Below are 20,755 nucleotides of genomic sequence, written 5' to 3' on the forward strand. Positions count from 1 at the left end.
AACGTGTAACACGCTGTTCGTAGGACTACTCGCCCTATCCAAGCGACCGGATAGTCCTACGAACGACGTGTTACAGGCGCGACTGCACCCTCCGGCGTACGCCGGGGATGGGTGTTAGCACCCGCTCCGCGCCTAGACTGAAGCGGTGAACCCGCGTTACCGCCGAATGATCATTCCCGGCGCGCTGGTCGCCCTTCTGCTGGTCGTCGTCATCGCCGGGGTGCTGAATTGAGCAGGGAGTCCGAGCCGCTGCTGCGGGCGCTGAACCGGATGCGATCGGTGATCCTCGATCCCGACCAGCTGGTCAAGGCGGTCGCGTCGGGCAAGCAGCGTGGCACCGCGCCCAAGTGGCGTCGTGCCGAGCTTCGCTACGTCGACCTCAAGGCTGGGCGACACCTGCAGATCACGACGTACGACGCGACCCAGGCGTTCACCGCGAATCATCCCGTAGGAGATAGTTCGGCACTGGACGATCTCCTCGACGAACCGTTCGCCAACTGGATCGTCACGACCGCGACCGAGCAGACCCAGATCCAGGCCAAGACGCCGACGACGGCGCTGGTCTCGACCACCGAGCTGGTCGCGCCGGTCGAGGTCGAACGCGGTCATGACCAGGCAAAAGAGCGGCTGCTGCCGGAGTCCGACCCGGTCTTCCGAGTTCTCGGTCTCTCGGGCAAGGACGGGAAGCTGAAGCCGTCGCGCCAGGCGAAGTACCGCCAGGTCGAGGAGTTCCTGCGCCAGCTCGACGCTGCCCTGACCGACGCGATGAAGTCCGGGAAGGTCCGCCGGCCGACCGCCGAGGAGCCGCTGCGGATCATCGACCTGGGCGCCGGCAACGGCTACCTGACCTTCGCGGCTCAGCGCTACCTCACCGAGGTCCGCGAGCTGCCCGTCGTCGTCACCGGCGTCGACGTCAAGGAGCAGTCGCGGGAGCACAACTCGAAGATCGCGGCCGAGCTCGGGGTGCACGCCGAGTTCGTGGCCGGGACGATCGAGGGCGTGCAGCTCACCGAGAAGCCCGACGTGGTGCTCGCCCTGCACGCCTGCGACACGGCCACCGACGACGCCCTCGCCCGCGCGATCGAGTGGGAGGCGCCGCTGGTGCTGGCCGCGCCGTGCTGCCACCACGACATCGCCGCCCAGCTCCGCAAGGCCCCGACCCCGGCTCCCTACGCGATGCTCACCCGCCACGGCATCCTCCGCGAGCGCTTCGCCGACACGTTGACCGACGCCCTGCGCGCGAGCCTGCTGCGGCTGTCGGGCTATCGCGTCGAGGTGGTGCAGTTCGTCGAGAGCCAGCACACCCCGCGCAACACGATGCTCCGCGCGATCCGCACCGGCTCTCCGGTCAAGGGCGGCTCGGTGAAGAAGGAGTACGACGAGCTCGTGGCCGAATGGGGCGTACGTCCGAAGCTCGGCGAGCTGCTCTCGGACCGATGAAGGCGGTCGTCGCCGCCGCGGGCGCGCTCGGACTCGTGCTGATCTCGTCCGTGCCCGCGCACGCGGCGGGCGACGACGTGCTCTTCGCCTTCTCCGACCCGACGATCAGCGAGGCCAGCGCCCTGACGCCGCTCGGGAAGGGCCTGTACGCCACCACCAACGACTCCGGGGACAGCGGACGCGTCTTCACGGTCGACTCCAGCGGCGACACGGTCGGCGTGACCCACTGGGCGGCGGACCCGGTCGACGTCGAGGGTCTCGCGCCCGCGGGCCGCCACCACGTCTGGGTCGGCGACATCGGCGACAACAACAGCGTCTGGGACTCGATCCGGATCGCGAAGGTGCCGGTCGGGCGGGGTGAGCGCACGGTCTCACCGACCGTCTACGAGCTCGTCTACCCCGACGGGCCGCACAACGCGGAGTCGCTGCTGACCCACCCCGATGGACGGATCTTCGTCGCCACGAAGGACTGGGGCGGTGGGCGGCTCTACGCGGTGCCCGAGCGCCTCGACCCCGACGGCCCCAACCGGTTGAAGGAGGTCGCCCCGGTCATCCCGATGGCCACCGACGGCGCCTTCTTCCCCGACGGCAGGCATCTGGTCGTACGCGGCTACTACTCGGCCACGATCTACGACTGGCCCTCGATGGACCGGGTGGGCTCGTTCCGGACCCCCGACCAGGAGCAGGGCGAAGCCATCGGCGTCACCGCCGAGGGCGAGGTCGTCGTGACCAGCGAGGGCATCCGGGCCGAGGTGATTCGAGTCGACCCTGAGTTGGTGAGTGCGGTCCTCGGGGACGAACCGTCGCCGACCGCCGACCCGACTGCGGTCGACGAGCCCGAGCCGGCGAACAAGGACGACGCCGGGGACAACGGTGAGGACTCCGGCGGGGCGCTGGGGCCGGTCGCGCTGGTCGTGCTTGCTGTCGCTGCGTACTTCCTCTTCCGCAAGCGCTCCTGACGCCGAGTCGGCGCGTCTGCCCCACTCAGAACCCTCGAGTCGGCGCATCTGCCCCACACGCGTGGGACAGATGCGCCGACTCGGGTCTGATTCATGGGACAGTTCCGCCGACTCGGGCCCTCGTCGGTGAGGCATCAGCGCCGAGTCGGCGGGTCAGAGGCGGTCGACGACCCAGTCGATGCAGGCGGTGAGGGCCTCGATGTCGGCGGCGTCGACGGAGGGGTACATCGCGATCCGGAGCTGGTTGGTGCCGACGCCGCGGTAGGCGTCGAGATCGACGACGCCGTTCTCGGCGAGGATGCGGCGCAGCTGGTCCTTGTCGATGCCGGCGTCGAGCTCTACGGTGCCGACGACGAGCGAGCGGTGGGTGGGGTCCTCGACGAACGGACGGACGTACGGCGCCTTTTCGGCCCACGCGTAGAGCGCGTCCGAGGAGGCGGTGGTGCGGTCGACCATCGCGTCCAGGCCGCCGGAGGAGTTCATCCAGTCGAGCTGCTCGGCCATCAGGAAGAGCGTCGCGACCGACGGGGTGTTGACGGTCTGCGCGCTGCGGGACTGCTTGATCGCCTCGGTCAGCGAGAAGAACGACGGGATGTGCCGCCCGCTCACCGCGATCTCCTCGGCGCGAGCGATCGCGGCGGGGGAGAGCAGCGCCAGCCACAGGCCGCCGTCGGAGGCGAAGGACTTCTGCGGCGCGAAGTAGTAGACGTCGCTCTCGGTCACGTCGAGCGGCAGGCCGCCGGCGGCCGAGGTCGCATCGACGATGGTGAGCTGGTCGGCGCGAGCACCGGCAGGACGTACGACAGGAGCCATCACACCCGTCGAGGTCTCGTTATGTGTCCAGGCGTAAACATCGACGTCGTCCTCCTGCGCCGGAACCGCCAGGGCCCCGGGCTCGGCCGAGATCACCGACGGCTCACCGAGCCACGGAGCTGCCTTCGCCGCGGAGAGGAACTTCTTGCCGAACGCCCCGAAGACGGCGTGCTGGCTGCGCTCACGCACCAGGGCGTACGTCACCAGGTCGAAGAACGCCACCGAGCCGCCGTTGCCGATGACGACCTCGTAGCCCTCCGGCAGCGAGAACAGGTCGGCCAGCCCGGACTGGACGCGGCGGACGAGATCCTTCACCGGCTGCTGCCGGTGGGAGGTGCCCATCACCGACACCCCGGTCGCGGCGAGCGCCTCCAGGCGCCCGGCGGGCACCTTGGACGGCCCGGACCCGAAACGTCCGTCGGCGGGCAGGAGGTCGGCGGGGATCTGCAGCGTCATAAACCCATTCTCGCAAGAGGCGGGCGTCGGCCAGAATACCGACGTGTCTGTTGAGATTCGCCGGGTCGCCTACGACCACCCGGATGCGCAGAAGCTGGTCGACCGGGTCCAGGAGTTCTACGTCGAACGCTACGGCGAGCCCGACCACGACCCGACGGTGCCGGAGATGTTCGAGGGTCTCGCGGGTGCCTACTTCCTGGCCTACCTCGACGACGTCCCGGTCGCCTCCGGCGCCTGGCGCCGCTCCGGCGAGCCCGCCCTCGGGACCGAGGTGACCGCCGAGATCAAGCGGATGTACGTCGTCCCCGAGGCCCAGGGCCAGGGGCTCGCCAAACGCATGCTCGCCCACGTCGAGGCCTCGGCCCGCAGCGCCGGCTTCGAGGCGATGGTCCTCACCACCGGCGGCCTCCAGCACGAGGCCATCGGACTCTATGCAGCCAACGGCTACGTCGACGTCGAGCCGTTCGGCTATTACAAGGACGACGACCTCGTCCGTTGCATGGCCAAGAGGTTCTGACCCGGCCGAACGACAATTCGTTCGCCGCGATGCACGTACGGATGGATGATCACGGCATGACCGAGATCCTGCACTACTCCGCATTCACCACCAGCCCGAACGGCGGCAACGGAGCCGGCGTCATCCTCGACGCATCCGCCCTCGACGACGAGGAGATGGTGACGATCGCCGCCGAGCTCGGGTACTCGGAGTCCGCCTTCCTGACTCCCGGACCGAGCCCGGACGACGACCGGTCATTCACTCTGCGCTTCTTCAGCCCCAAGGCGGAAGTGGGCTTCTGCGGTCATGCCACGGTGGCCACCGCAGTGGCACTTGGCGAGCACCTCGGCGTGGGCGACTTCGGGTTCCACACCGCAGCCGGCCACGTGCCCGTCACGGTACGCAACGCCGACGGCGTCCTGAAGGCCACCCTCACCAGCGTCGAGCCCCGGGTGCATGACGCGGACCCGGCAGATGTCGCGGAGGCTCTTGCGGCGCTCGGGTGGCGGGAGGACGAGCTCGACGCCGAGCTGCCGCCCAGGATCGCCTTCGCGGGCGTACGTCACCTGGTGCTGGCGGCCGCCACCCGCGAGCGCCTGGCGGAGCTGGACTACGACTTCGACCGGCTGCTCCGGTTGATGGAGCGGCTCGATCTGACGACGGTGCAGCTGGTGTGGCGGGAGTCGTCGACCGTGTTCCACGTCCGCGACCCGTTCCCGGTCGGCGGCGTGGTGGAGGACGCCGCGACCGGAGCCGCGGCCGCGGCCTTCGGTGCCTACGCCCGGGAGCTGGCCCTGGTCCCGGAGGAGGCGAGGCTCACCCTCCACCAGGGGCACGACATGGGCCGCCCGTCGCTGCTGGAGGTCGACCTGAGCGCCGCCGACCCGCGGGTGCGGGTCACCGGCGCTGCGATCAGGATCTGAGGGACGTACGGATCACTTCGCCCAGTCGGCGTTCCAGCCCTCGACCGCGTCGGCGGGCCGGGGAGCGGGGCCGGTGTAGACGGCAGAGGGCCGGATCAGGCGGCCGGTCTTCTTCTGCTCCAGGATGTGGGCGGACCAGCCGCCGGTCCGGGCGCAGGTGAACATCGAGGTGAACATGTTGGCCGGGATCTCGGCGAAGTCGAGGACGATGGCGGCCCAGAACTCGACGTTGGTCTCCAGGACGCGGTCGGGGCGGCGAGCGCGGAGCTCCGCGAGCGCGGCCTTCTCCAGGGCCTCGGCGACCTCGTAGCGAGGCGCGTTCAGCTCACGGGCGGTGCGGCGCAGCACCCGCGCGCGGGGGTCCTCGGCGCGGTAGACGCGGTGGCCGAAGCCCATCAGCCGCTCGCCGGAGTCGAGCAGGTCCTTCACATAGGCGGCGGCGTCGCCGGACTTCTCGACGTCCTCGATCATGCCGAGCACGCGCGAGGGCGCGCCACCGTGCAGCGGGCCGCTCATCGCGCCGATCGCGCCGGAGAAGGCCGCGGCGACGTCGGCGCCGGTGGAGGTGATCACCCGGGCGGTGAAGGTGGAGGCGTTCATGCCGTGCTCGGCGGCCGAGGACCAGTAGGCGTCGATCGCGTGCGCGTGGGCGGGGTTGGCCTCGCCCCGCCAGCGGATCAGGAACTTCTCGGCCAGGGTCTTGCCCTTGTCGACCTCGCGCTGCGGCACCACCGGGAGGTGGATGGAGCGCGCCGACTGGCCGGCGTACGACAGGACCATGACGGCCACCCGGGCGAGGTCCGCGCGGGCCTGCTCGTCGGAGATGTCGTAGGTCTGCCCGAACCCGAAGGCCGGAGCGAGCATGGGGATGGCGGCCTGGACGTCGACGCGTACGTCGCCGGTGTGCACCGGCAGGTTGTAGGCCTCGGCGGGCGGCAGGCCCGGGCCGTAGGAGCCGTCGATCAGCAGACCCCAGACGTTCTCGAACGGCACCCGCCCGACGATGTCCTCGATGTCGACCCCGCGGTAGCGAAGGGCCGAACCCTCTTTGTCGGGCTCCGCGATCTCGGTCTCGAAGGCCACGACGCCCTCGAGGCCGTGCTGTACCTGGCTCACTGCCTTCTCCGTTCCTCTGTTGTCATGGGCATTGTGCCGCATCCTGGCTTCGACCCGGGCGTGGGGCGCGGTCGTGGTAGGGGCTCCGGCGCTAGTGTCACCACCATGGACCTGGGGAAGCTCGTCGGTGGCCTCAACGCCAAGGACATCGACAAGGTGATCAAGCTGATCACCGAGAACAAGGACGTACTCGCGGCGCTGGAGCGGCTGCCCCAGCTGTTCGACTCCTTCGGCGAGGGGCTCGAGGCGGCCGGTGGGCGGGCCCGTGAGGCCGGCGCCGTGCTGGTCGGGGACGGCACCGGCGGCGTCAAGGACGCCCTGGGCGACGTCGCCACCTCGCTGGGTGGCATCTCGGCCGCGATCTCCAAGGGCGTCGACCGGCTCGCCGACGTCGCCGAGGGGCTCGGCCGGGTGCCGATGGCCGACGGTCCGGCCAAGTCGATCGCGAGCGCTGCGAAGGAGATCGGCGGCGCCGGCTCGGCGCTCGACGACCTCTCCGGCTCTCTCGAGACGATCGCAGGGCTCCTGGCGAAGGTCGGCTCGGCGCTGGAGCAGCTGGGCGACAAGCTCGACGAGTCGGGCACGCAGGTCAAGAGCTTCATGGGTTGAGTCCGGTGGCCGCCCCACCAAGCCGTAGGTTGAGACCATGGATCTCTCAGCTGAGCTGGCGGCCGCGCGCGAGTCCTACACCCGCAGCGGCCTGACCGAGGGTGACCTCGCGGCAGACCCGTTCGAACAGTTCGAGAGGTGGTACGCCGAGGCTCGTGACGCGGGCATCGTCGAGCCCAACGCGATGGTCGTCTCGACCGTCTCGGCCGACGGCGCGCCCTCGTCGCGCACCGTGCTGCTGAAGGGCTTCTCGACCGAGGGCTTCACCTTCTTCACCAACACCGCCTCCCGCAAGGGCTCCGACCTCGCGGGCAACCCGCGCTGTGCGGTGCTCTTCCCGTGGCACCCTCTGGAGCGGCAGGTACGCATCGACGGCGTCGCCCACGTGCTCTCCGCCGAAGCCGTCGAGGCCTACTTCTCCCAGCGTCCGCGCGGCTCCCAGCTCGGTGCCCACGCCTCCCACCAGAGCCGGGTCGTCGCCGGCCGCGAGGAGCTGGAGGAGGCGTACGCGAAGGTCGAGGCGGAGTTCGAGGGACGGCCGGTCCCGGTGCCGGAGGAGTGGGGCGGCTACCGGGTCGTGCCGGAAACGGTGGAGTTCTGGCAAGGACGCCCGGGCCGGATGCACGACCGGCTCGTCTACCGGCGCGAGGGCGACAGGTGGCGCACGGAGAGGCTGGCTCCGTGACCGGGATGGAGCAGGTCACCCGAGCGCTGGGCGGTCGGATCGCCTACGGCGCGGACTACAACCCGGAGCAGTGGCCGGAGGAGGTCTGGGACGAGGACGTACGCCTCATGCAGGAGGCCGGGGTCAACCTGGTCAGCGTGGGGATCTTCTCCTGGGCCCTGCTGGAGCCGACGCCCGGGGAGTACGACTTCGGGTGGCTCGACCGGGTGCTCGACAAGCTGCACGCGGGCGGGATCGCCGTGGACCTGGCGACCGCGACCGCGAGCCCGCCGCCGTGGTTCCTCGAGCGGCATCCGGAGGCCACGCTCGTCGACCAGATCGGCAACCCGCGCGCGTTCGGTGCTCGCCAGGCGTACTGTCCCTCCTCGACCGCCTACCGCGACGCCGCCACGACCCTCATCACCGAGCTGGTCAAGCGCTACGACGAGCATCCGGCGGTGGTGATGTGGCACGTCAACAACGAGTACGGCTGCCACAACGACCACTGCTTCTGCGACGCCAGCGCGGTGGCTTTCCGGCGCTGGCTGCAGGAGCGTCACGGCTCGATCGAGAGGCTCAACGAGGCATGGGCGACAGCCTTCTGGAGCCAGCGCTACACCAGCTGGGAGCAGATCGACCCGCCGCGACAGGTCTCCTACGGCAACTTCGCCAACCCCGGACAGCAGCTCGACTGGTGGCGGTTCTGCTCCGACGAGATCCGCGACATCTTCCGGGTCGAGGCGGCGGCGGTGCGGGCACACTCCGACAAGCCCCTGACCACCAACTTCATGGGGTTCCGCAAGTCGCTCGACTACCGCAGCTGGGTCGACGTCGAGGACCTGGTCTCCAACGACCACTACCTCGCCGCCGCCGACGAGGACCGCACGCCGCAGCTCGCGATGACCGCCGACCTGACGCGCTCGCTGGCCCACGGCGAGCCCTGGCTGCTGATGGAGCACTCGACCTCCGCGGTCAACTGGCAGCCGCGCAACATCGCCAAGACCGCCGGCGAGATGCGCCGCAACTCCTTCCAGCACGTCGCGCGCGGCGCTGACGGTGCGCTGTTCTTCCAGTGGCGTGCCTCGCGCGGCGGTGCGGAGAAGTTCCACTCCGCGATGGTCCCGCACGCCGGCACCGAGAGCCGGCTGTGGCGAGACGTCGTACGCCTCGGGGCGGATCTCTCCGCGATCGCGGAGGTCACCGGCACGAGGGTGGCGCAGGCGAGCGTCGCGATCTGCTTCGACTGGGACTCCTGGTGGGCGGCGACCCTCGACTCGCACCCGTCGGTCGACGTCGACCCGATGGCGACCGCCCGGGCCTGGCACAAGGCCTGCTGGGCACGCAACCTCGGGGTGGACGTCATCGGCGTCACCGACCCGCTCGACGGCTACGACGTGGTGGTGGTGCCCGTGCAGTATCTGCTCTCCGACGACGCCATCGCCCGGCTCACCGACTTCGTCGAGGCCGGAGGGACGCTCGTCGCGACCTACTTCTCCGGCATCGTCGACGAGCACGACCACATCCGGCTGGGCGGCTACCCGGGTGGGCTGTCCGATCTCCTCGGGGTGCGGATCGAGGAGTTCTGCCCGCTGCCCGAGGGCGACGAGATCCCGCTGACCGCCTACGGATCCGGCACGATCTGGAGCGAGCGTGGCCGTGCCGTCGGGGCCGATGTCGTGGCTGCGTACGCCACCGGCGACTGCGCCGGCGACCCCGCCGTCACCCGGCGCCGCGTCGGCAAGGGCACCGCCTGGTACGTCGGCACCGAGCTCACCCCAGACGCCCTCGACACCCTGGCGACCCAGGTCTTCACCACGACCAAGCCGGTCGTCGCCGGGCTCCCCGAGGGCGTCGAGGCGATCCGGCGGGTCGGTGAGCAGGGGACGTACGTCTTCGTCATCAACCACACCCACGAGGCGGTTATCGTCCCCGTCCGGGGCACCGACCTGCTCTCCGGCAACGAGGGTCGACCGCACGTGGTCCGCGCCGGTCAGGTCGCGGTCATCCGCGAGCGGTAGGAATCCCCGGTCAACCGGGGACCTGCGCTTCTCAGGTACTGCAATGCCAGAGAAGTGCAGGGCCCAGAAATTGGTAGGGCCGGTTGACCGGGTATCCCTGCACTCACATCAGCGACCGACCGCCGCCTTCGCGTTGACGATGCCGCTGCCGTAGAAGCCGTTCGGGCCGTCGCCACCCTCACAGGTGTGGGTCGAGGTCCGCGTCGTGCCGTCGGGCAGGTGGCGTACGTAGGTGAAGTCGGCCGGCACCGGGCAGGCCTTGTCGGTGGCCGACTTGCGCAGGATCTTCTCGACCTTGGTGGGCGAGAGGGTCTTGCCGGAGCTGTCGTACTTGCCGTACTCACCGACGATCAGCGCGGCGACGCCAGCAGCGTGCGGGGAGGCCATCGAGGTGCCCTGCAGGTACTGGTAGTAGGAGCACTCACCGCTGGAGCAGTCCGCGACCGCCCACGGGACCAGGACCTCGCCGGTCGCCGGGTCGACCGCGCCCTCGGACACGGCCAGGTCGTAGGGGAAGGCGGCCAGGATGGTGGCGGCGTAGTCGCGCGTCCCGTCCGCGGTGTCGTACGCATCCCCACCAGGCGCTGCGACGTCGACGAAGCCGTTGCCGTAGCTGGAGTAGTAGGACTTGCGCTCGGACGGACCGGTGGCGCTGACCGCGATCACCCCGTTGCCCTCGGTGGGCATCGAGACGCACGACTCCGGGTCGAGCAGGTCACGGACGTACGCGGCCTCGCCGGGCTCGCTGGCGAAGTCGGGGCTGCTCGCGTCGGTCTGCGGCTTGGTGTAGTCGATCGCCTGGTTGCCGGCGGCGGCGACCAGGGTCACGCCGCGGCCGCGGGCGTAGTCGAGGGCACGCTGCATCGCGGTGATGATCGTGACCTGCTCCGCCTGGTCCGCCGCGGAGTCGGCGGGGTGGTTGGTGCAGTTGAACAGCCACGGGTCGACGTAGTAGCTCATGTTGACCACGTCGATGCCGTTGTTGCCGGCGTAGGTCAGCGCGTCGACGGACGGCTGCAGGAAGAAGTAGCCGGAGTCCTGGCCGGCGCGCAGGTTGACGATGTCGGCCTCCGGGGCGACGCCGGAGATGCCGATGCCGTTGACCGGCGAGGCGATCGTCGAGGCGACGTGGGTGCCGTGACCGTTCTCGTCGACGTCGGCCGCGTCCTCGCAGGAGGCGTCGGGCTCGTCCTCGCACGGGCCGTCGACCGTGTCGCCGTTGGCGTCGACCGGGATGTCGGTGGTGAAGTTGCGGCTCAGGGCGGCGTCGAAGTTGGGGGCGATGTCGGGGTGCGACCCGTCGACACCGGTGTCCAGGATGCCGACGCGGACACCCTTGCCGCGCTCGGTCTTGTTGGCCGCGGCGGCGTCGATCTGCTTCATGTCCCACTGCAGACCGGAGAGCGGCTCCGAGGAGCCCTTGGGCTTCGGGGTCTTGGGCGCGGTGCCCTTCGTGCCGCGGAACTCGGTCTCGACGTCCGACACGTCCTGCTTGCGCGCCTCGCTGGCCCCGTCAGGGGTGGTGGCGCCCACGATCCTGTCCTGGGCCGCGCCGACGAGCGCGCTCGAGGCGTTGGCAGCCTCGGCGAAGTCCTCGCCCGCGGTGACCGTGGCGACACCGATAGCACTGTTCTCCGAGACGATCTCGCCCCCGGCGGCCTTCACTGCGGCACGGGCGCTGGCGGCCGAGGATCCCTCGGCATATGCCACGACATAGCGGACCTCCTTGTTGGAGGTGGCGGTCCCCGAGTCCGCCATGACGAGGGCGCCGGTGACGCCCAGCGCGACCGCAGTCGCGCCTGTCAACAACCTACGCATGCTGTCTCCATTCCGATTCGGTGGTCGAGATCGTCGATCACCGCTGCCGTGGCCCTTGGCGGCCCGACATAGCGCCTCAGCATGCCCTAGTCCGCATCCGCTCGAAAGGGTTTGGTGTGACCAACCACCCAATAATTGGGTTGTGAGTGAGTGCTCACTCACTTATGCTCGTCGACGTGGACGAACGACGTACGCGGGCGAAGCCGATTCCCGCAGCCGACCGGCGCGCAGCGATCATCGCGGCGACCGAGACGCTGCTGATCGAGCACGGCACGGCAACCACCACGCGGCAGATCGCCGAGGCGGCCGGAGTCGCCGAGGGCACGATCTTCAGACACTTCCGTGACAAGCGGGAGCTCTACCGGGCCGTGGCCGAGAACGTCTTCGACCCCACCCGGGCAGGCCACTCCATGGCCGAGGTGGTGGAGGGGAAGGCCGACATCGAGGACAAGCTCCGTGCGGTCATCGACCTGCTCGCCGCGTCCTCGCAGCGCGGTGTCCTCGTCATGATGGCCGTGCGCTCGGCGGTGATGGAGGAGCCGGATCCCGAAGGCGTACGTCATCCGCCCGGTCCGCCGACGTTCCTCATCGAGGCCAACAAGGCCCTCGTCGACAACCTGACGAGGCTCGTCTTCGAGCCGCACGTGAACGAGCTGCGGCTGCCGCCGCGCAAGGCCGCGCTGGTGCTGCGCAGCCTCACGACCGGGGCCTGGTTCCCCGGCCTGAACCGAACGAACCGGCCGCTGAGCAGCGACGACGTCATCGACGTGCTGCTCGGTGGCATCCTGACCAGAGGGAATGACTGAATGCTTCTCAGGCTGTTGCGGGACTACCTGCTCCCGTACAAGAGATTCCTGGTCGTCATCGCGATCCTGCAGCTCTTCTCGACGTCGGCCTTCATGCTGCTGCCCAGCCTGAACGCCGACATCATCGACAACGGGGTGGCCGAGGGCGACACCGGCTACATCATCCGGGTCGGCACGATCATGCTCGGCGTGGCGCTGGTGCAGATCCTGTGCTCGATCGTCAGCGTCTACTTCGCCGCACGCAGCTCGATGAGCTTCGGCCGTGACCTGCGGGCGGCGATCTTCGCGAAGGTCGGCTCCTTCAGCGCCCGCGAGGTCGGCCGCTTCGGCGCCCCCTCGCTGATCACCCGCACCACCAACGACGTCCAGCAGGTCCAGATGCTCGCCGTCCTGACCTGCACGCTCGCGGTGATGGTGCCGATGATGATGGTCGGCGGCGTCGTGATGGCCATCCGGGAGGACGCCGGTCTCTCCTGGCTGCTCGCGGTCGTCATCCCGGTGCTGCTCATCTCCATGGCCGTGGTCGTACGCGGCATGGTCCCCAACTTCCGCAAGGTGCAGGAGCGCATCGACGCGGTCAACCGCATCCTGCGCGAGCAGATCACCGGCATCCGCGTGATCCGCGCCTTCGTGCGCGAGCGGCAGGAGACCGAGCGTTTCGCGAAGGCAAACGACGAGCTCACCGACGTCGCGCTGCGCGCCGGGCGGTGGATGTCGACGATGTTCCCGCTGATGATGCTGATCATCAACGTGGCCAGCGTCGCGGTGATCTGGTTCGGCGGCATCCGGGTCGACAACGGGGTGATGCAGGTCGGTCCGCTGACCGCCTTCCTGCAATACCTGATGCAGATCCTGATGTCGATCATGATGGGCACGTTCATGCTCATGCAGGTGCCGCGCGCGGCCGTCTGTGCCGACCGGATCGCCGAGGTCCTCGACACCGAGACCAGCGTGACGCCGCCGGCGGCGGGTGTCACCGAGATCTCCTGGCGCGGGCACATCGACCTGACCGGGGCCGGCTTCACCTACCCCGGCGCCGACCACCCCGTCCTCCACGACGTCACCTTCGAGGCCCGCCCCGGGCAGACCGTCGCGATCATCGGCTCCACCGGCGCCGGCAAGACGACCCTCCTGGGCCTCGTCCCGCGGCTCTTCGACGCGACGGCCGGTGTCGTCCGGGTGGGTGGGATCGACGTACGCGACCTCGACCCGGCCACGCTGCGCAGCTCCCTCGGGCTGGTGCCGCAGAAGGCCTTCCTGTTCACCGGCACCGTCCGGTCCAACCTGCTCCACGGCAAGCCGGACGCGACCGACGAGGAGCTCTGGCACGCGCTCGAGGTAGCCCAGGCACGCGACTTCGTGGAGCGGATGGCGCCCGAGGGAGGCACCGGCCTCGACGCCGAGATCGACCAGGGCGGCACCAACGTCTCCGGCGGCCAACGGCAACGACTGGCCATCGCCCGGGCGCTGGTGCGTCGTCCTGACATCTATCTCTTCGACGACTCCTTCTCCGCGCTCGACGTCGCCACCGACGCCCGGCTCCGCGCCGCGCTCGCCCCCGAGACCCGCAACGCCACCGTCATCGTGGTCGCCCAGCGCGTCTCCACCATCCGTGACGCCGACAAGATCCTCGTGCTCGAGGACGGCGCCATCGTCGGCGAGGGCACCCACGACGAGCTGCTCGCCGTCAACGCCACCTACCAGGAGATCGTCTCCTCCCAGCTCAGCGCAGAGGAGGCCGCCGCATGAGCGACCAGAAGACCGGTCAGATGAAGAAGACCGAGCGGATCGTACGTCCCCAGGGCGGCCCCGGCCCGATGGGAGCCGGCGGCGCGGTGGGGGACAAGGCGATGAACTTCGTCCCTTCCGCGAAGCGCCTCCTGGGAAGGATGGCGCCCTACAAGGTCCACGCCTTCGCCACCATCGGCCTGGCCGCGATCAGCGTGACGCTGATGTCGCTGGGGCCGTGGCTGCTCGGCAAGGCGACCAACATCATCTTCGGCGGCATCTTCTCCCGGCAGCTGCCGGCCGGGGTCACCCAGGAGGAGGCGGTCGAGGGGCTGCGGGCGCGGGGCGACGACAGGCTCGCCGACATGCTCGCCGGGATGGACTACGTCAACCCTGGCCACGGCGTCGACTTCGACGCTCTGCGCAACGCGTTGATGATCGTGCTCGCCGTCTACCTCGTCGCCTCCATGCTCTCCTTCGTGCAGGGCTGGATCCTCAACTCGGTCGTCCAGGGCACCGTGAAGGGCCTGCGTGAGGACGTCGAGAAGAAGGTCCACAGCGTCCCGCTGTCCTACTTCGACAAGCAGCCGCGCGGCGAGCTGCTGAGCCGGGTCACCAACGACATCGACAACATCAGCCAGACGCTGCAGCAGACCTTCAGCCAGGTGCTGACCGCGCTGTTCACGCTGGTCACGGTGCTGTTCATGATGTTCTGGATCAGCCCGGTGCTGGCCCTGATCGCGCTGCTCGCGGTGCCGGTCTCGCTGGTGGTGACCGGCGCGGTGATGAAGCGGTCGCAGGGGCAGTTCGTGGCCCAGTGGCGCCACACCGGCAAGCTCAACGGTCACATCGAGGAGACCTTCTCCGGCCACGACCTGGTCAAGGTCTTCGGTCGCCAGGAGGAGGTCGAGCAGACCTTCGCCGAGGAGAACGACAAGCTCTTCACCGCCGCCTTCAAGGCCCAGTTCGTCAGCGGGATCCTGATGCCGCTGATGATGTTCGTGGGCAACCTGATGTTCGTGGTGGTTGCGGTCGTCGGCTCCCTCCGGGTCGCCAGCGGTGCCCTGAGCCTCGGTGACCTGCAGGCCTTCATCCAGTACTCGCGACAGTTCACCCAGCCCATCACGACGCTCGCCTCGATGATGAACCTGCTCCAGTCGGGCGTCGCCTCGGCCGAGCGCGTCTTCGAGCTCCTCGATGCCGAGGAGGAGTCGCTCGACACGGGCGATCCGCGGATCGATGGCACGGGCGCCGGCGAGGTCCGCTTCGAGCACGTCTCGTTCTCCTACGACGAGGAGAAGCCGCTCATCCAGGACCTCTCCCTGGTGGCCCGCCCGGGGCAGACAGTGGCGATCGTCGGTCCCACCGGGGCAGGCAAGACGACGCTGGTCAACCTGATCATGAGGTTCTACGAGCTCGACGCCGGCCGGATCACCCTCGACGGCGTCGACATCGCCTCGATTCCCCGCTCCGACCTGCGCGAACGCACGGGCATGGTGCTCCAGGACACCTGGCTCTTCGAGGGCACGATCCGCGACAACATCCGCTACGGCCGGCCCGACGCGACCGAGGAGGAGCTCCTCGAGGCGGCCCGCGCGACGTACGTCGACAGGTTCGTCCACTCGCTGCCCGACGGCTACGACACCCTGATCACCGACCAGGGCGGCAACCTCTCGGCGGGCGAGCGGCAGCTGGTCACGATCGCGCGCGCCTTCCTCGCGGAGCCCTCGTTGCTGATCCTCGACGAGGCGACCTCCTCGGTCGACACCCGCACCGAGCTGCTCCTGCAGCACGCGATGGCGGCGCTTCGCTCGGACCGTACGTCCTTCGTGATCGCCCACCGGCTCTCCACGATCCGCGACGCCGACCTGATCCTGGTCATGCGCGACGGTGCGATCGTCGAGCAGGGCAACCACGCGGAGCTGCTCGAAGCCGACGGTGCGTACGCCGAGCTCTACCAGTCGCAGTTCAGCCACGCGATCGTGGAGGAGGAGCCGGCCACGGCGTGAAATAAACCCTTTGAACGCGGCCGGCCTCGACGCCTACCGTTGAGGCACACGGGAAAGGAGGTGATCCGATCAGATGAAGAACGATTGGATGCGTGAGGTGGCTGCTCGCTAGCAGCCCTCCAACCACGGATGGGGAGCTGGCAATTCACCAGCAGCCACCCGACCCGCAGGCGTACCGGACTCATCCACCGGGTCGGCCACAGGCCCGCCTGCGGGTCGCCCCGTTTTCGCGCGTCGACCGCGAGCGGCGACAAGTTGTGTTTAGCAACTAACCCGGCGTACATTGGTTGCCGATATTCAACCAATTCGCGTGAGAGCCGAGTCCCCACTTGTCAGAGTCCCCGCAGTCTTCGCAGGCCGTCGCCGCGCCGGAGATGACCCACCGCCAGATCATGGAGGTCCTCTCGGGCCTGCTGATGGCGCTCTTCGTCGCCATGCTGTCCAGCACGTCGGTCGCCAACGCGTTGCCGCGGATCGTCACCGATCTCGGCGGCACCCAGGGCGGCTACACCTGGATCGTCGTTTCGAGCATGCTGGCGATGACCGCGACCACGCCGATCTGGGGCAAGCTCGCCGACCTCTACAACAAGAAGATCCTGGTCCAGGCCGCGCTCGGCCTGTTCATCGTCGGCTCGGCGATCTGCGGCCTGGCCCCGTCGATGCCGGTGATCATCACCGGCCGTGTCATCGCCGGTCTCGGCATGGGCGGCATCATCGCGCTGATCCAGGTGATCATCGCGATGATCGTCTCCCCGCGCGAACGCGGCCGCTACTCCGGCTACATCGGCGCGGTCTTCGCCCTGGCCACGGTCATCGGACCGCTCATCGGTGGCGTGATCGTCGACTCCCCGCTGGGCTGGCCCGGTGTCTTCTACATCGGTGTCCCGTTCGCGGTGGTCGCTTTCGTCCTGCTCCAGAAGACCCTCCACCTCCCGCACGTACGCCGCGAGGTCAGCATCGACTACCTCGGCGCGTTCCTGCTGGTCGGCGGTGTCTCGACCGTGCTGATCTGGGTCACCCTGGGCGGCGACTCCTTCGCGTGGACCTCGCTGACCTCGTACGCCCTGGTCGCCGGCAGCGTCGTCGTGCTCGCCCTCGCGATCCTGGTCGAGGGCAGGTTCGCCAAGGAGCCGATCATCCCGTTGCGGCTCTTCCGTGACCGCACGATGGTCCTCTCCACGCTCGCCTCGTTCTTCGTCGGTGCCGGGATGTTCGGCGCGACGGTCTACCTGCAGCAGTACTTCCAGACCGCCCGCGGGATGACGCCGACCCACGCCGGGCTGATGTCGATCTGCATGGTGCTCGGGCTGTCCGGCGCCGGCATGGTCACCGGACGCCTGATCAGCTCCACCGGTCGCTGGAAGCGCTACCTGCTCTTCGGCGGCATCATGCTGCCGATCGGGCTCTACCTGCTCAGCACGATCGACGAGCACACCAACCTGGCCCTGGTCGGCGCCTACATGGCGGTCCTCGGCCTCGGCGTCGGTGCCACCAACCAGAACCTCGTGCTCGCGGTGCAGAACAACCTCGACAACAAGGACATGGGCGCGGGCTCCTCGGTCGTCGCCTTCTTCCGGTCGATGGGCGGCTCGATGGGCATCGCCGCGCTCGGCGCCGTCCTCTCCCACCGCGTCGAGGACGTCATCACCGACGGCGTCCCGAAGCTCGTGGCCAGCGGAAAGGTCACGCCCGAGGAGCTGCAGAGCCTGAAGAGCGGGGGGCTCGCCGACCCGTCGAGCATGCCGAGCGCGATGCAGGCCCTCTACGAGCACGCCTTCGCCGTCGCGACCGCCGACCTCTTCCTGGTGGCCGTCCCGTGTGCCCTGATCGCGCTGGTCGCTATCGTGGGCATCAAGGAGGTCCCGCTCAGAACGAGCGTGGAGGATCTCCCCGAGACTCAGGCCCTCCCTGAGGCCGAGCCCGAAGCCGAGGGAGCTGTTCGGAGATGACTGACGAGTCCGCCGTGGACGACGCGATCGATGCCCCGCGGGTGGAGTCGTTGATCCGGCTCGAGGCCGAGGTCGGTGTGCTCATGCGCCGTGCGAAGCGGGCGATGCGCGACCGTGGCCGAATGCTCCACCCCGACCTGCCGCCCGGCGGCTACATGTTGCTGACTTGGGTCGCCGAGCATGGTCCGCTGCGTGCCTCCGCCCTCGTCGACGGGCTGGGCATCGACAAGGGTGCGGTCAGCCGGATGGTGCAGACGATCGTCGACCTGGGCCTGCTCGAGCGTCACCCCGACCCCGAGGACGGCCGGGCCAGCCTGGTCTCGGTGACCGCCGAGGCGCGCGAAGGGCTCGACCGGGTGGCTCGGGAGCGCCGCGTACGTTTCAGCGACCGGCTGGCCGAATGGAGTCCCGGCGAGATCGATCGGCTCAGCGCTATGCTTTCGAAATACAACGAAGCCCTCGAACGCCAGGGCTCCTAGGGGATCACGCCGTGTTGATCTCTCCTGCAGGCCGACGTCGTCCGGAACACACCCTGCTGGGTTCGGTTTTTTTGACTGATTCAAGGATGTAGGATTAACCCGTGAGCGATCTCATCGACACCACCGAGATGTACCTTCGCACCATCTATGAGCTGGTCGAAGAGGGAATCGTTCCGTTGCGCGCCCGCATCGCCGAGCGCCTGCACCAGTCGGGTCCGACGGTCTCCCAGACCGTGGCCCGGATGGAGCGCGACGGTCTGCTCACGGTCGAGGGTGACCGCCACCTGCAGCTCACCGACGAGGGCCTTCGCCTGGCCACCCGGGTGATGCGCAAGCACCGGCTCGCGGAGCGGCTGCTCACCGACGTCATCGGCCTCGACTGGGAGCTCGTCCACGAGGAGGCGTGCCGCTGGGAGCACGTCATGTCGGACACCGTCGAGAAGCGACTGCTGGACCTGCTCGGCGACCCGACCGAGTCGCCCTACGGCAACCCGATCCCCGGCCTCGACGAGCTCGGTGGCAAGCCGGCCGACGAGGACTTCATGGCCGGCGTCCAGTCGCTCACGGCCGCGGCTGGCTCCGAGCGCGCCACCGTCCTGGTGCGACGCATCTCCGAGGAGATGCAGAAGGACGAGTCGCTGATGAGCGCCCTGCGCCGCGTCGGCGCGATCCCGGACCAGACCGTCGCCATCAAGGCGACCGCCGACGGAGTCCTGCTCGGCTCCGGTGGCGAGACCGCCGAGATCATCCCCGAGGCCGCGGACCATATCTTCGTGAAGGCCCTCTGACCCGCAGATCCATCGCCGGTCGGCCCCACGAGTCGGCTTCGGTTCGGCAACTGCGCACCCACTTTTGCAACTGTGGGTGAAATTCTCTCGACGTCGGCAGAATCTGGCACACGACTCTGGACCGATTAGGTCTTAGATGCTTATGTTTGATGCGCGGGACCTGCTGAAGACCAGCTCATCGTGATGGGCTTCAGCAGTTGTCATGTCGAGACTTGCGGGGGTCTCCGGAGGGGAGAGCTCTATGGAGGTCGTTCATCTGCCCGCTCGCGGTCGCGAGCTGGATGAGACGTTCCGCCCAGTCGCCGTCCACCACACCGACACCGGCCTGACCCGTCACCTCGAGCGCGGCGAGGAGATCGTGCTCACCGATCTCGGTGGTGACTTCCACAGCGCGAAGGTGCTGCTGATCGACGAGGGCCCGGTCTACCACTTCTTCATCGGAGCCAGGCTGTCCGTCGACGAGGCGGCCGGCCGGATGGCCGATCTACCGTTCCAGTCACGCTCTGCGTGAGGACAACGCGGTGAGGAACTCGCTGGTGCCGACCTCCAGCTTGTACGCAGCCTCCCCATCGCCCCTGGTGGCGCCGCGGTTGACGATGACGACCGGGATCCCGGCCTTCGCCGCCCGGCGCACGAATCGGTAGCCACTCATCACCGCCAGACTCGAGCCCGCGACGAGCAGCACGCCCTTCCCCTCGTGCCGCTCGCCGCGGAGCTCGCCCCCTCCTCGTTCGTCGGCGAGGGCGTCGACCGCCTCCATGCACCGGGCGACCCGGTCCTTGGGCACGTTCTCCCCGAAGAAGACGACATCGGGCTTGAGGATGCCGCCGCAGATCCCGCAGTCGGGGACGACGAAGTCCTGCGTCTCCTCGAGCGCGACGTCACCGTCCGGACGGGTCTCCACGTCCGCATGCGCCTCGGCCCACCCCGCGTTGAGCGTCTCCATCCGCACCTGGAGGTCACGGCGCGGACTCACCGTGCGGCAGGACAGGCAGATCACGTCGGCGACCCGGCCGTGCAGCGTCACGATCCGGCCGCTCCTGGCCAGCTCGGGTGCCGCCTGCTCGTGCAGGCCGTCGACGTTCTGGGTGATCAGCAGCTCGGGGTCGATCGCCGCCAGGGCCTGGTGACCGGCGTTCGGCACCGCGCTGCCCATCCGTCGCCAGCCGAGGTGGCTGCGTGCCCAGTAGCGCTGCCGTTCCTGCGGACCCGAGATGAACTGCTGAAAGGTCATCGGCTGCCGTGATGGACTGCCCGGGCTGCGGTAGTCGGGGATCCCCGAGTCGGTCGAGACGCCGGCCCCGGTCAGCACCACGAGGCGCCGGTCCTGGAGGAGGGCCAGGGCTGCTGCGTACGAATCGGTGTTGCTCGCCTCCACGGCGAGGGTCATCAGGCGTACCTCGCCTCGGCACGAGCCTTGCGCTTCGCGGCCTCGACCTCACGGTTCTTCTTGGGGGCGTTGGTGACCAGGTCGTCGAGGAGATGCCGGGTGATGTGCGCGATCTCGGCGACGGCGTGGTCGAAGGCCTCCTGGTTGGCGGCAGAAGGCTTCGTCGTGCCGCTCACCTTGCGTACGAACTGCAGGGCGGCAGCGGTGACCTCGTCGTTGGTGGCAGGCGGCTCGAAGTTGTGGAGCGGGCGGATGTTGCGGCACATGCCGTCCACGGTACCTGGATCGCCGCGT

General features: G+C 69.0%; 19 protein-coding genes. 14 read left to right on the plus strand and 5 right to left on the minus strand.

Annotated features, from left to right (window positions below):
• The first annotated feature begins 228 nt into the window (after nucleotides 1–228).
• Both ACIA03_RS21885 and ACIA03_RS21890 read left to right on the plus strand, forming a co-directional pair.
• Complete coding sequence (locus tag ACIA03_RS21885) at nucleotides 229–1,440, plus strand: class I SAM-dependent methyltransferase (RefSeq protein WP_396986407.1); 1,212 nt, start codon at nucleotides 229–231, stop codon at nucleotides 1,438–1,440.
• Nucleotides 1,437–2,399, plus strand: a complete 963-nt coding sequence (locus ACIA03_RS21890; RefSeq protein ID WP_396986409.1) for a hypothetical protein — start codon at nucleotides 1,437–1,439, stop codon at nucleotides 2,397–2,399. Before ACIA03_RS21885 ends, ACIA03_RS21890 begins: the two co-directional genes overlap by 4 nt.
• A 153-nt stretch (nucleotides 2,400–2,552) precedes the next feature.
• Here ACIA03_RS21890 and serC read toward each other — a convergent pair whose 3' ends face one another.
• Nucleotides 2,553–3,668, minus strand: a complete 1,116-nt coding sequence (gene serC / locus ACIA03_RS21895) for a phosphoserine transaminase (protein WP_396986411.1) — start codon at nucleotides 3,666–3,668, stop codon at nucleotides 2,553–2,555.
• Between the two features lie 43 nt (nucleotides 3,669–3,711).
• Here serC and ACIA03_RS21900 point away from each other — a divergent pair, with 43 nt between their 5' ends.
• Together ACIA03_RS21900 and ACIA03_RS21905 are read left to right on the plus strand one after the other, a co-directional pair.
• A complete protein-coding gene (locus ACIA03_RS21900) occupies nucleotides 3,712–4,185 on the plus strand; it encodes a GNAT family N-acetyltransferase (protein ID WP_396986413.1) in 474 nt (157 codons plus the stop codon).
• Nucleotides 4,186–4,241: 56 nt separating this feature from the next.
• On the plus strand, nucleotides 4,242–5,087 hold the full coding sequence (locus tag ACIA03_RS21905; RefSeq protein WP_396986415.1) for a PhzF family phenazine biosynthesis protein: 846 nt from the start codon (nucleotides 4,242–4,244) through the stop codon (nucleotides 5,085–5,087).
• Between the two features lie 12 nt (nucleotides 5,088–5,099).
• Here the strand turns inward: ACIA03_RS21905 and ACIA03_RS21910 are convergent, their stop codons facing one another.
• Complete coding sequence (locus ACIA03_RS21910; protein ID WP_396986418.1) at nucleotides 5,100–6,245, minus strand: citrate synthase 2; 1,146 nt, start codon at nucleotides 6,243–6,245, stop codon at nucleotides 5,100–5,102.
• A 63-nt stretch (nucleotides 6,246–6,308) separates the two neighbouring features.
• Between ACIA03_RS21910 and ACIA03_RS21915 the strand changes: the two genes are divergently transcribed.
• The 3 genes from ACIA03_RS21915 to ACIA03_RS21925 are packed head-to-tail and all read left to right on the plus strand — an operon-like array spanning nucleotide 6,309 to nucleotide 9,494.
• Nucleotides 6,309–6,812, plus strand: coding sequence for a hypothetical protein (locus tag ACIA03_RS21915; RefSeq protein WP_396986420.1), 504 nt, complete (start codon nucleotides 6,309–6,311; stop codon nucleotides 6,810–6,812).
• A 37-nt stretch (nucleotides 6,813–6,849) separates the two neighbouring features.
• Complete coding sequence (gene pdxH / locus ACIA03_RS21920; RefSeq protein WP_396986423.1) at nucleotides 6,850–7,497, plus strand: pyridoxamine 5'-phosphate oxidase; 648 nt, start codon at nucleotides 6,850–6,852, stop codon at nucleotides 7,495–7,497.
• Nucleotides 7,498–7,502: 5 nt separating this feature from the next.
• Nucleotides 7,503–9,494: a beta-galactosidase gene (locus tag ACIA03_RS21925; RefSeq protein WP_396986645.1), complete on the plus strand. Its 1,992-nt coding sequence runs from the start codon at nucleotides 7,503–7,505 to the stop codon at nucleotides 9,492–9,494.
• Nucleotides 9,495–9,602: 108 nt separating this feature from the next.
• On the opposite strand, the gene ACIA03_RS21930 is transcribed toward ACIA03_RS21925, so the two are convergent.
• Nucleotides 9,603–11,312: a S8 family peptidase gene (locus ACIA03_RS21930; protein ID WP_396986425.1), complete on the minus strand. Its 1,710-nt coding sequence runs from the start codon at nucleotides 11,310–11,312 to the stop codon at nucleotides 9,603–9,605.
• 176 nt (nucleotides 11,313–11,488) lie between these two features.
• On the opposite strand from ACIA03_RS21930, the gene ACIA03_RS21935 reads away from it, so the two are divergent.
• The 7 genes from ACIA03_RS21935 to ACIA03_RS21965 all read left to right on the plus strand — a co-directional run bounded on the left by ACIA03_RS21935 (nucleotide 11,489) and on the right by ACIA03_RS21965 (nucleotide 19,582).
• Complete coding sequence (locus ACIA03_RS21935; protein WP_396986427.1) at nucleotides 11,489–12,118, plus strand: TetR/AcrR family transcriptional regulator; 630 nt, start codon at nucleotides 11,489–11,491, stop codon at nucleotides 12,116–12,118.
• Nucleotides 12,119–13,867 carry an ABC transporter ATP-binding protein gene (locus tag ACIA03_RS21940; protein ID WP_396986429.1) on the plus strand — a complete coding sequence of 583 codons (1,749 nt, stop codon included), beginning with the start codon at nucleotides 12,119–12,121 and terminating at the stop codon, nucleotides 13,865–13,867.
• A complete protein-coding gene (locus tag ACIA03_RS21945; protein ID WP_396986432.1) occupies nucleotides 13,864–15,855 on the plus strand; it encodes an ABC transporter ATP-binding protein in 1,992 nt (663 codons plus the stop codon). The genes ACIA03_RS21940 and ACIA03_RS21945 overlap by 4 nt, the downstream gene beginning before the upstream one ends.
• 329 nt (nucleotides 15,856–16,184) lie before the next feature.
• The gene (locus ACIA03_RS21950; RefSeq protein WP_396986434.1) at nucleotides 16,185–17,804 is read left to right on the plus strand and encodes an MDR family MFS transporter; all 1,620 of its coding nucleotides are present in this window, start codon (nucleotides 16,185–16,187) and stop codon (nucleotides 17,802–17,804) included.
• Complete coding sequence (locus tag ACIA03_RS21955) at nucleotides 17,801–18,283, plus strand: MarR family winged helix-turn-helix transcriptional regulator (protein WP_396986436.1); 483 nt, start codon at nucleotides 17,801–17,803, stop codon at nucleotides 18,281–18,283. The genes ACIA03_RS21950 and ACIA03_RS21955 overlap by 4 nt, the downstream gene beginning before the upstream one ends.
• A gap of 101 nt (nucleotides 18,284–18,384) precedes the next feature.
• Entirely contained in the window at nucleotides 18,385–19,071 is a 687-nt protein-coding gene (locus tag ACIA03_RS21960) for a metal-dependent transcriptional regulator (protein ID WP_045547049.1), read from the plus strand.
• Nucleotides 19,072–19,312: 241 nt separating this feature from the next.
• Complete coding sequence (locus tag ACIA03_RS21965) at nucleotides 19,313–19,582, plus strand: hypothetical protein (protein ID WP_396986438.1); 270 nt, start codon at nucleotides 19,313–19,315, stop codon at nucleotides 19,580–19,582.
• On the opposite strand, the gene ACIA03_RS21970 is transcribed toward ACIA03_RS21965, so the two are convergent.
• Both ACIA03_RS21970 and ACIA03_RS21975 read right to left on the minus strand, forming a co-directional pair.
• Nucleotides 19,568–20,461 carry a Sir2 family NAD-dependent protein deacetylase gene (locus ACIA03_RS21970; protein WP_396986440.1) on the minus strand — a complete coding sequence of 298 codons (894 nt, stop codon included), beginning with the start codon at nucleotides 20,459–20,461 and terminating at the stop codon, nucleotides 19,568–19,570. The genes ACIA03_RS21965 and ACIA03_RS21970 overlap by 15 nt on opposite strands.
• Nucleotides 20,461–20,727, minus strand: coding sequence for a DUF2277 domain-containing protein (locus ACIA03_RS21975; protein WP_141791595.1), 267 nt, complete (start codon nucleotides 20,725–20,727; stop codon nucleotides 20,461–20,463). Before ACIA03_RS21975 ends, ACIA03_RS21970 begins: the two co-directional genes overlap by 1 nt.
• Nucleotides 20,728–20,755: the final 28 nt, after the last annotated feature.

This window comes from Nocardioides sp. NPDC051685, assembly GCF_044453405.1.
In the GTDB taxonomy this organism is placed as follows: domain Bacteria; phylum Actinomycetota; class Actinomycetes; order Propionibacteriales; family Nocardioidaceae; genus Nocardioides.

What these genes read in the sequence shown, in the direction of transcription:
- ACIA03_RS21890 (WP_396986409.1), top strand. Translation starts at nt 1,437, where the DNA reads ATGAAGGCGGTCGTCGCCGCCGCGGGCGCGCTCGGACTCGTGCTGATC.
- serC (WP_396986411.1), bottom strand. Translation starts at nt 3,668, where the DNA reads ATGACGCTGCAGATCCCCGCCGACCTCCTGCCCGCCGACGGACGTTTC.
- ACIA03_RS21905 (WP_396986415.1), top strand. Translation starts at nt 4,242, where the DNA reads ATGACCGAGATCCTGCACTACTCCGCATTCACCACCAGCCCGAACGGC.
- ACIA03_RS21910 (WP_396986418.1), bottom strand. Translation starts at nt 6,245, where the DNA reads ATGCGGCACAATGCCCATGACAACAGAGGAACGGAGAAGGCAGTGAGC.
- ACIA03_RS21915 (WP_396986420.1), top strand. Translation starts at nt 6,309, where the DNA reads ATGGACCTGGGGAAGCTCGTCGGTGGCCTCAACGCCAAGGACATCGAC.
- pdxH (WP_396986423.1), top strand. Translation starts at nt 6,850, where the DNA reads ATGGATCTCTCAGCTGAGCTGGCGGCCGCGCGCGAGTCCTACACCCGC.
- ACIA03_RS21925 (WP_396986645.1), top strand. Translation starts at nt 7,503, where the DNA reads ATGGAGCAGGTCACCCGAGCGCTGGGCGGTCGGATCGCCTACGGCGCG.
- ACIA03_RS21930 (WP_396986425.1), bottom strand. Translation starts at nt 11,312, where the DNA reads ATGCGTAGGTTGTTGACAGGCGCGACTGCGGTCGCGCTGGGCGTCACC.
- ACIA03_RS21940 (WP_396986429.1), top strand. Translation starts at nt 12,119, where the DNA reads ATGCTTCTCAGGCTGTTGCGGGACTACCTGCTCCCGTACAAGAGATTC.
- ACIA03_RS21945 (WP_396986432.1), top strand. Translation starts at nt 13,864, where the DNA reads ATGAGCGACCAGAAGACCGGTCAGATGAAGAAGACCGAGCGGATCGTA.
- ACIA03_RS21955 (WP_396986436.1), top strand. Translation starts at nt 17,801, where the DNA reads ATGACTGACGAGTCCGCCGTGGACGACGCGATCGATGCCCCGCGGGTG.
- ACIA03_RS21965 (WP_396986438.1), top strand. Translation starts at nt 19,313, where the DNA reads ATGGAGGTCGTTCATCTGCCCGCTCGCGGTCGCGAGCTGGATGAGACG.
- ACIA03_RS21970 (WP_396986440.1), bottom strand. Translation starts at nt 20,461, where the DNA reads ATGACCCTCGCCGTGGAGGCGAGCAACACCGATTCGTACGCAGCAGCC.
- ACIA03_RS21975 (WP_141791595.1), bottom strand. Translation starts at nt 20,727, where the DNA reads ATGTGCCGCAACATCCGCCCGCTCCACAACTTCGAGCCGCCTGCCACC.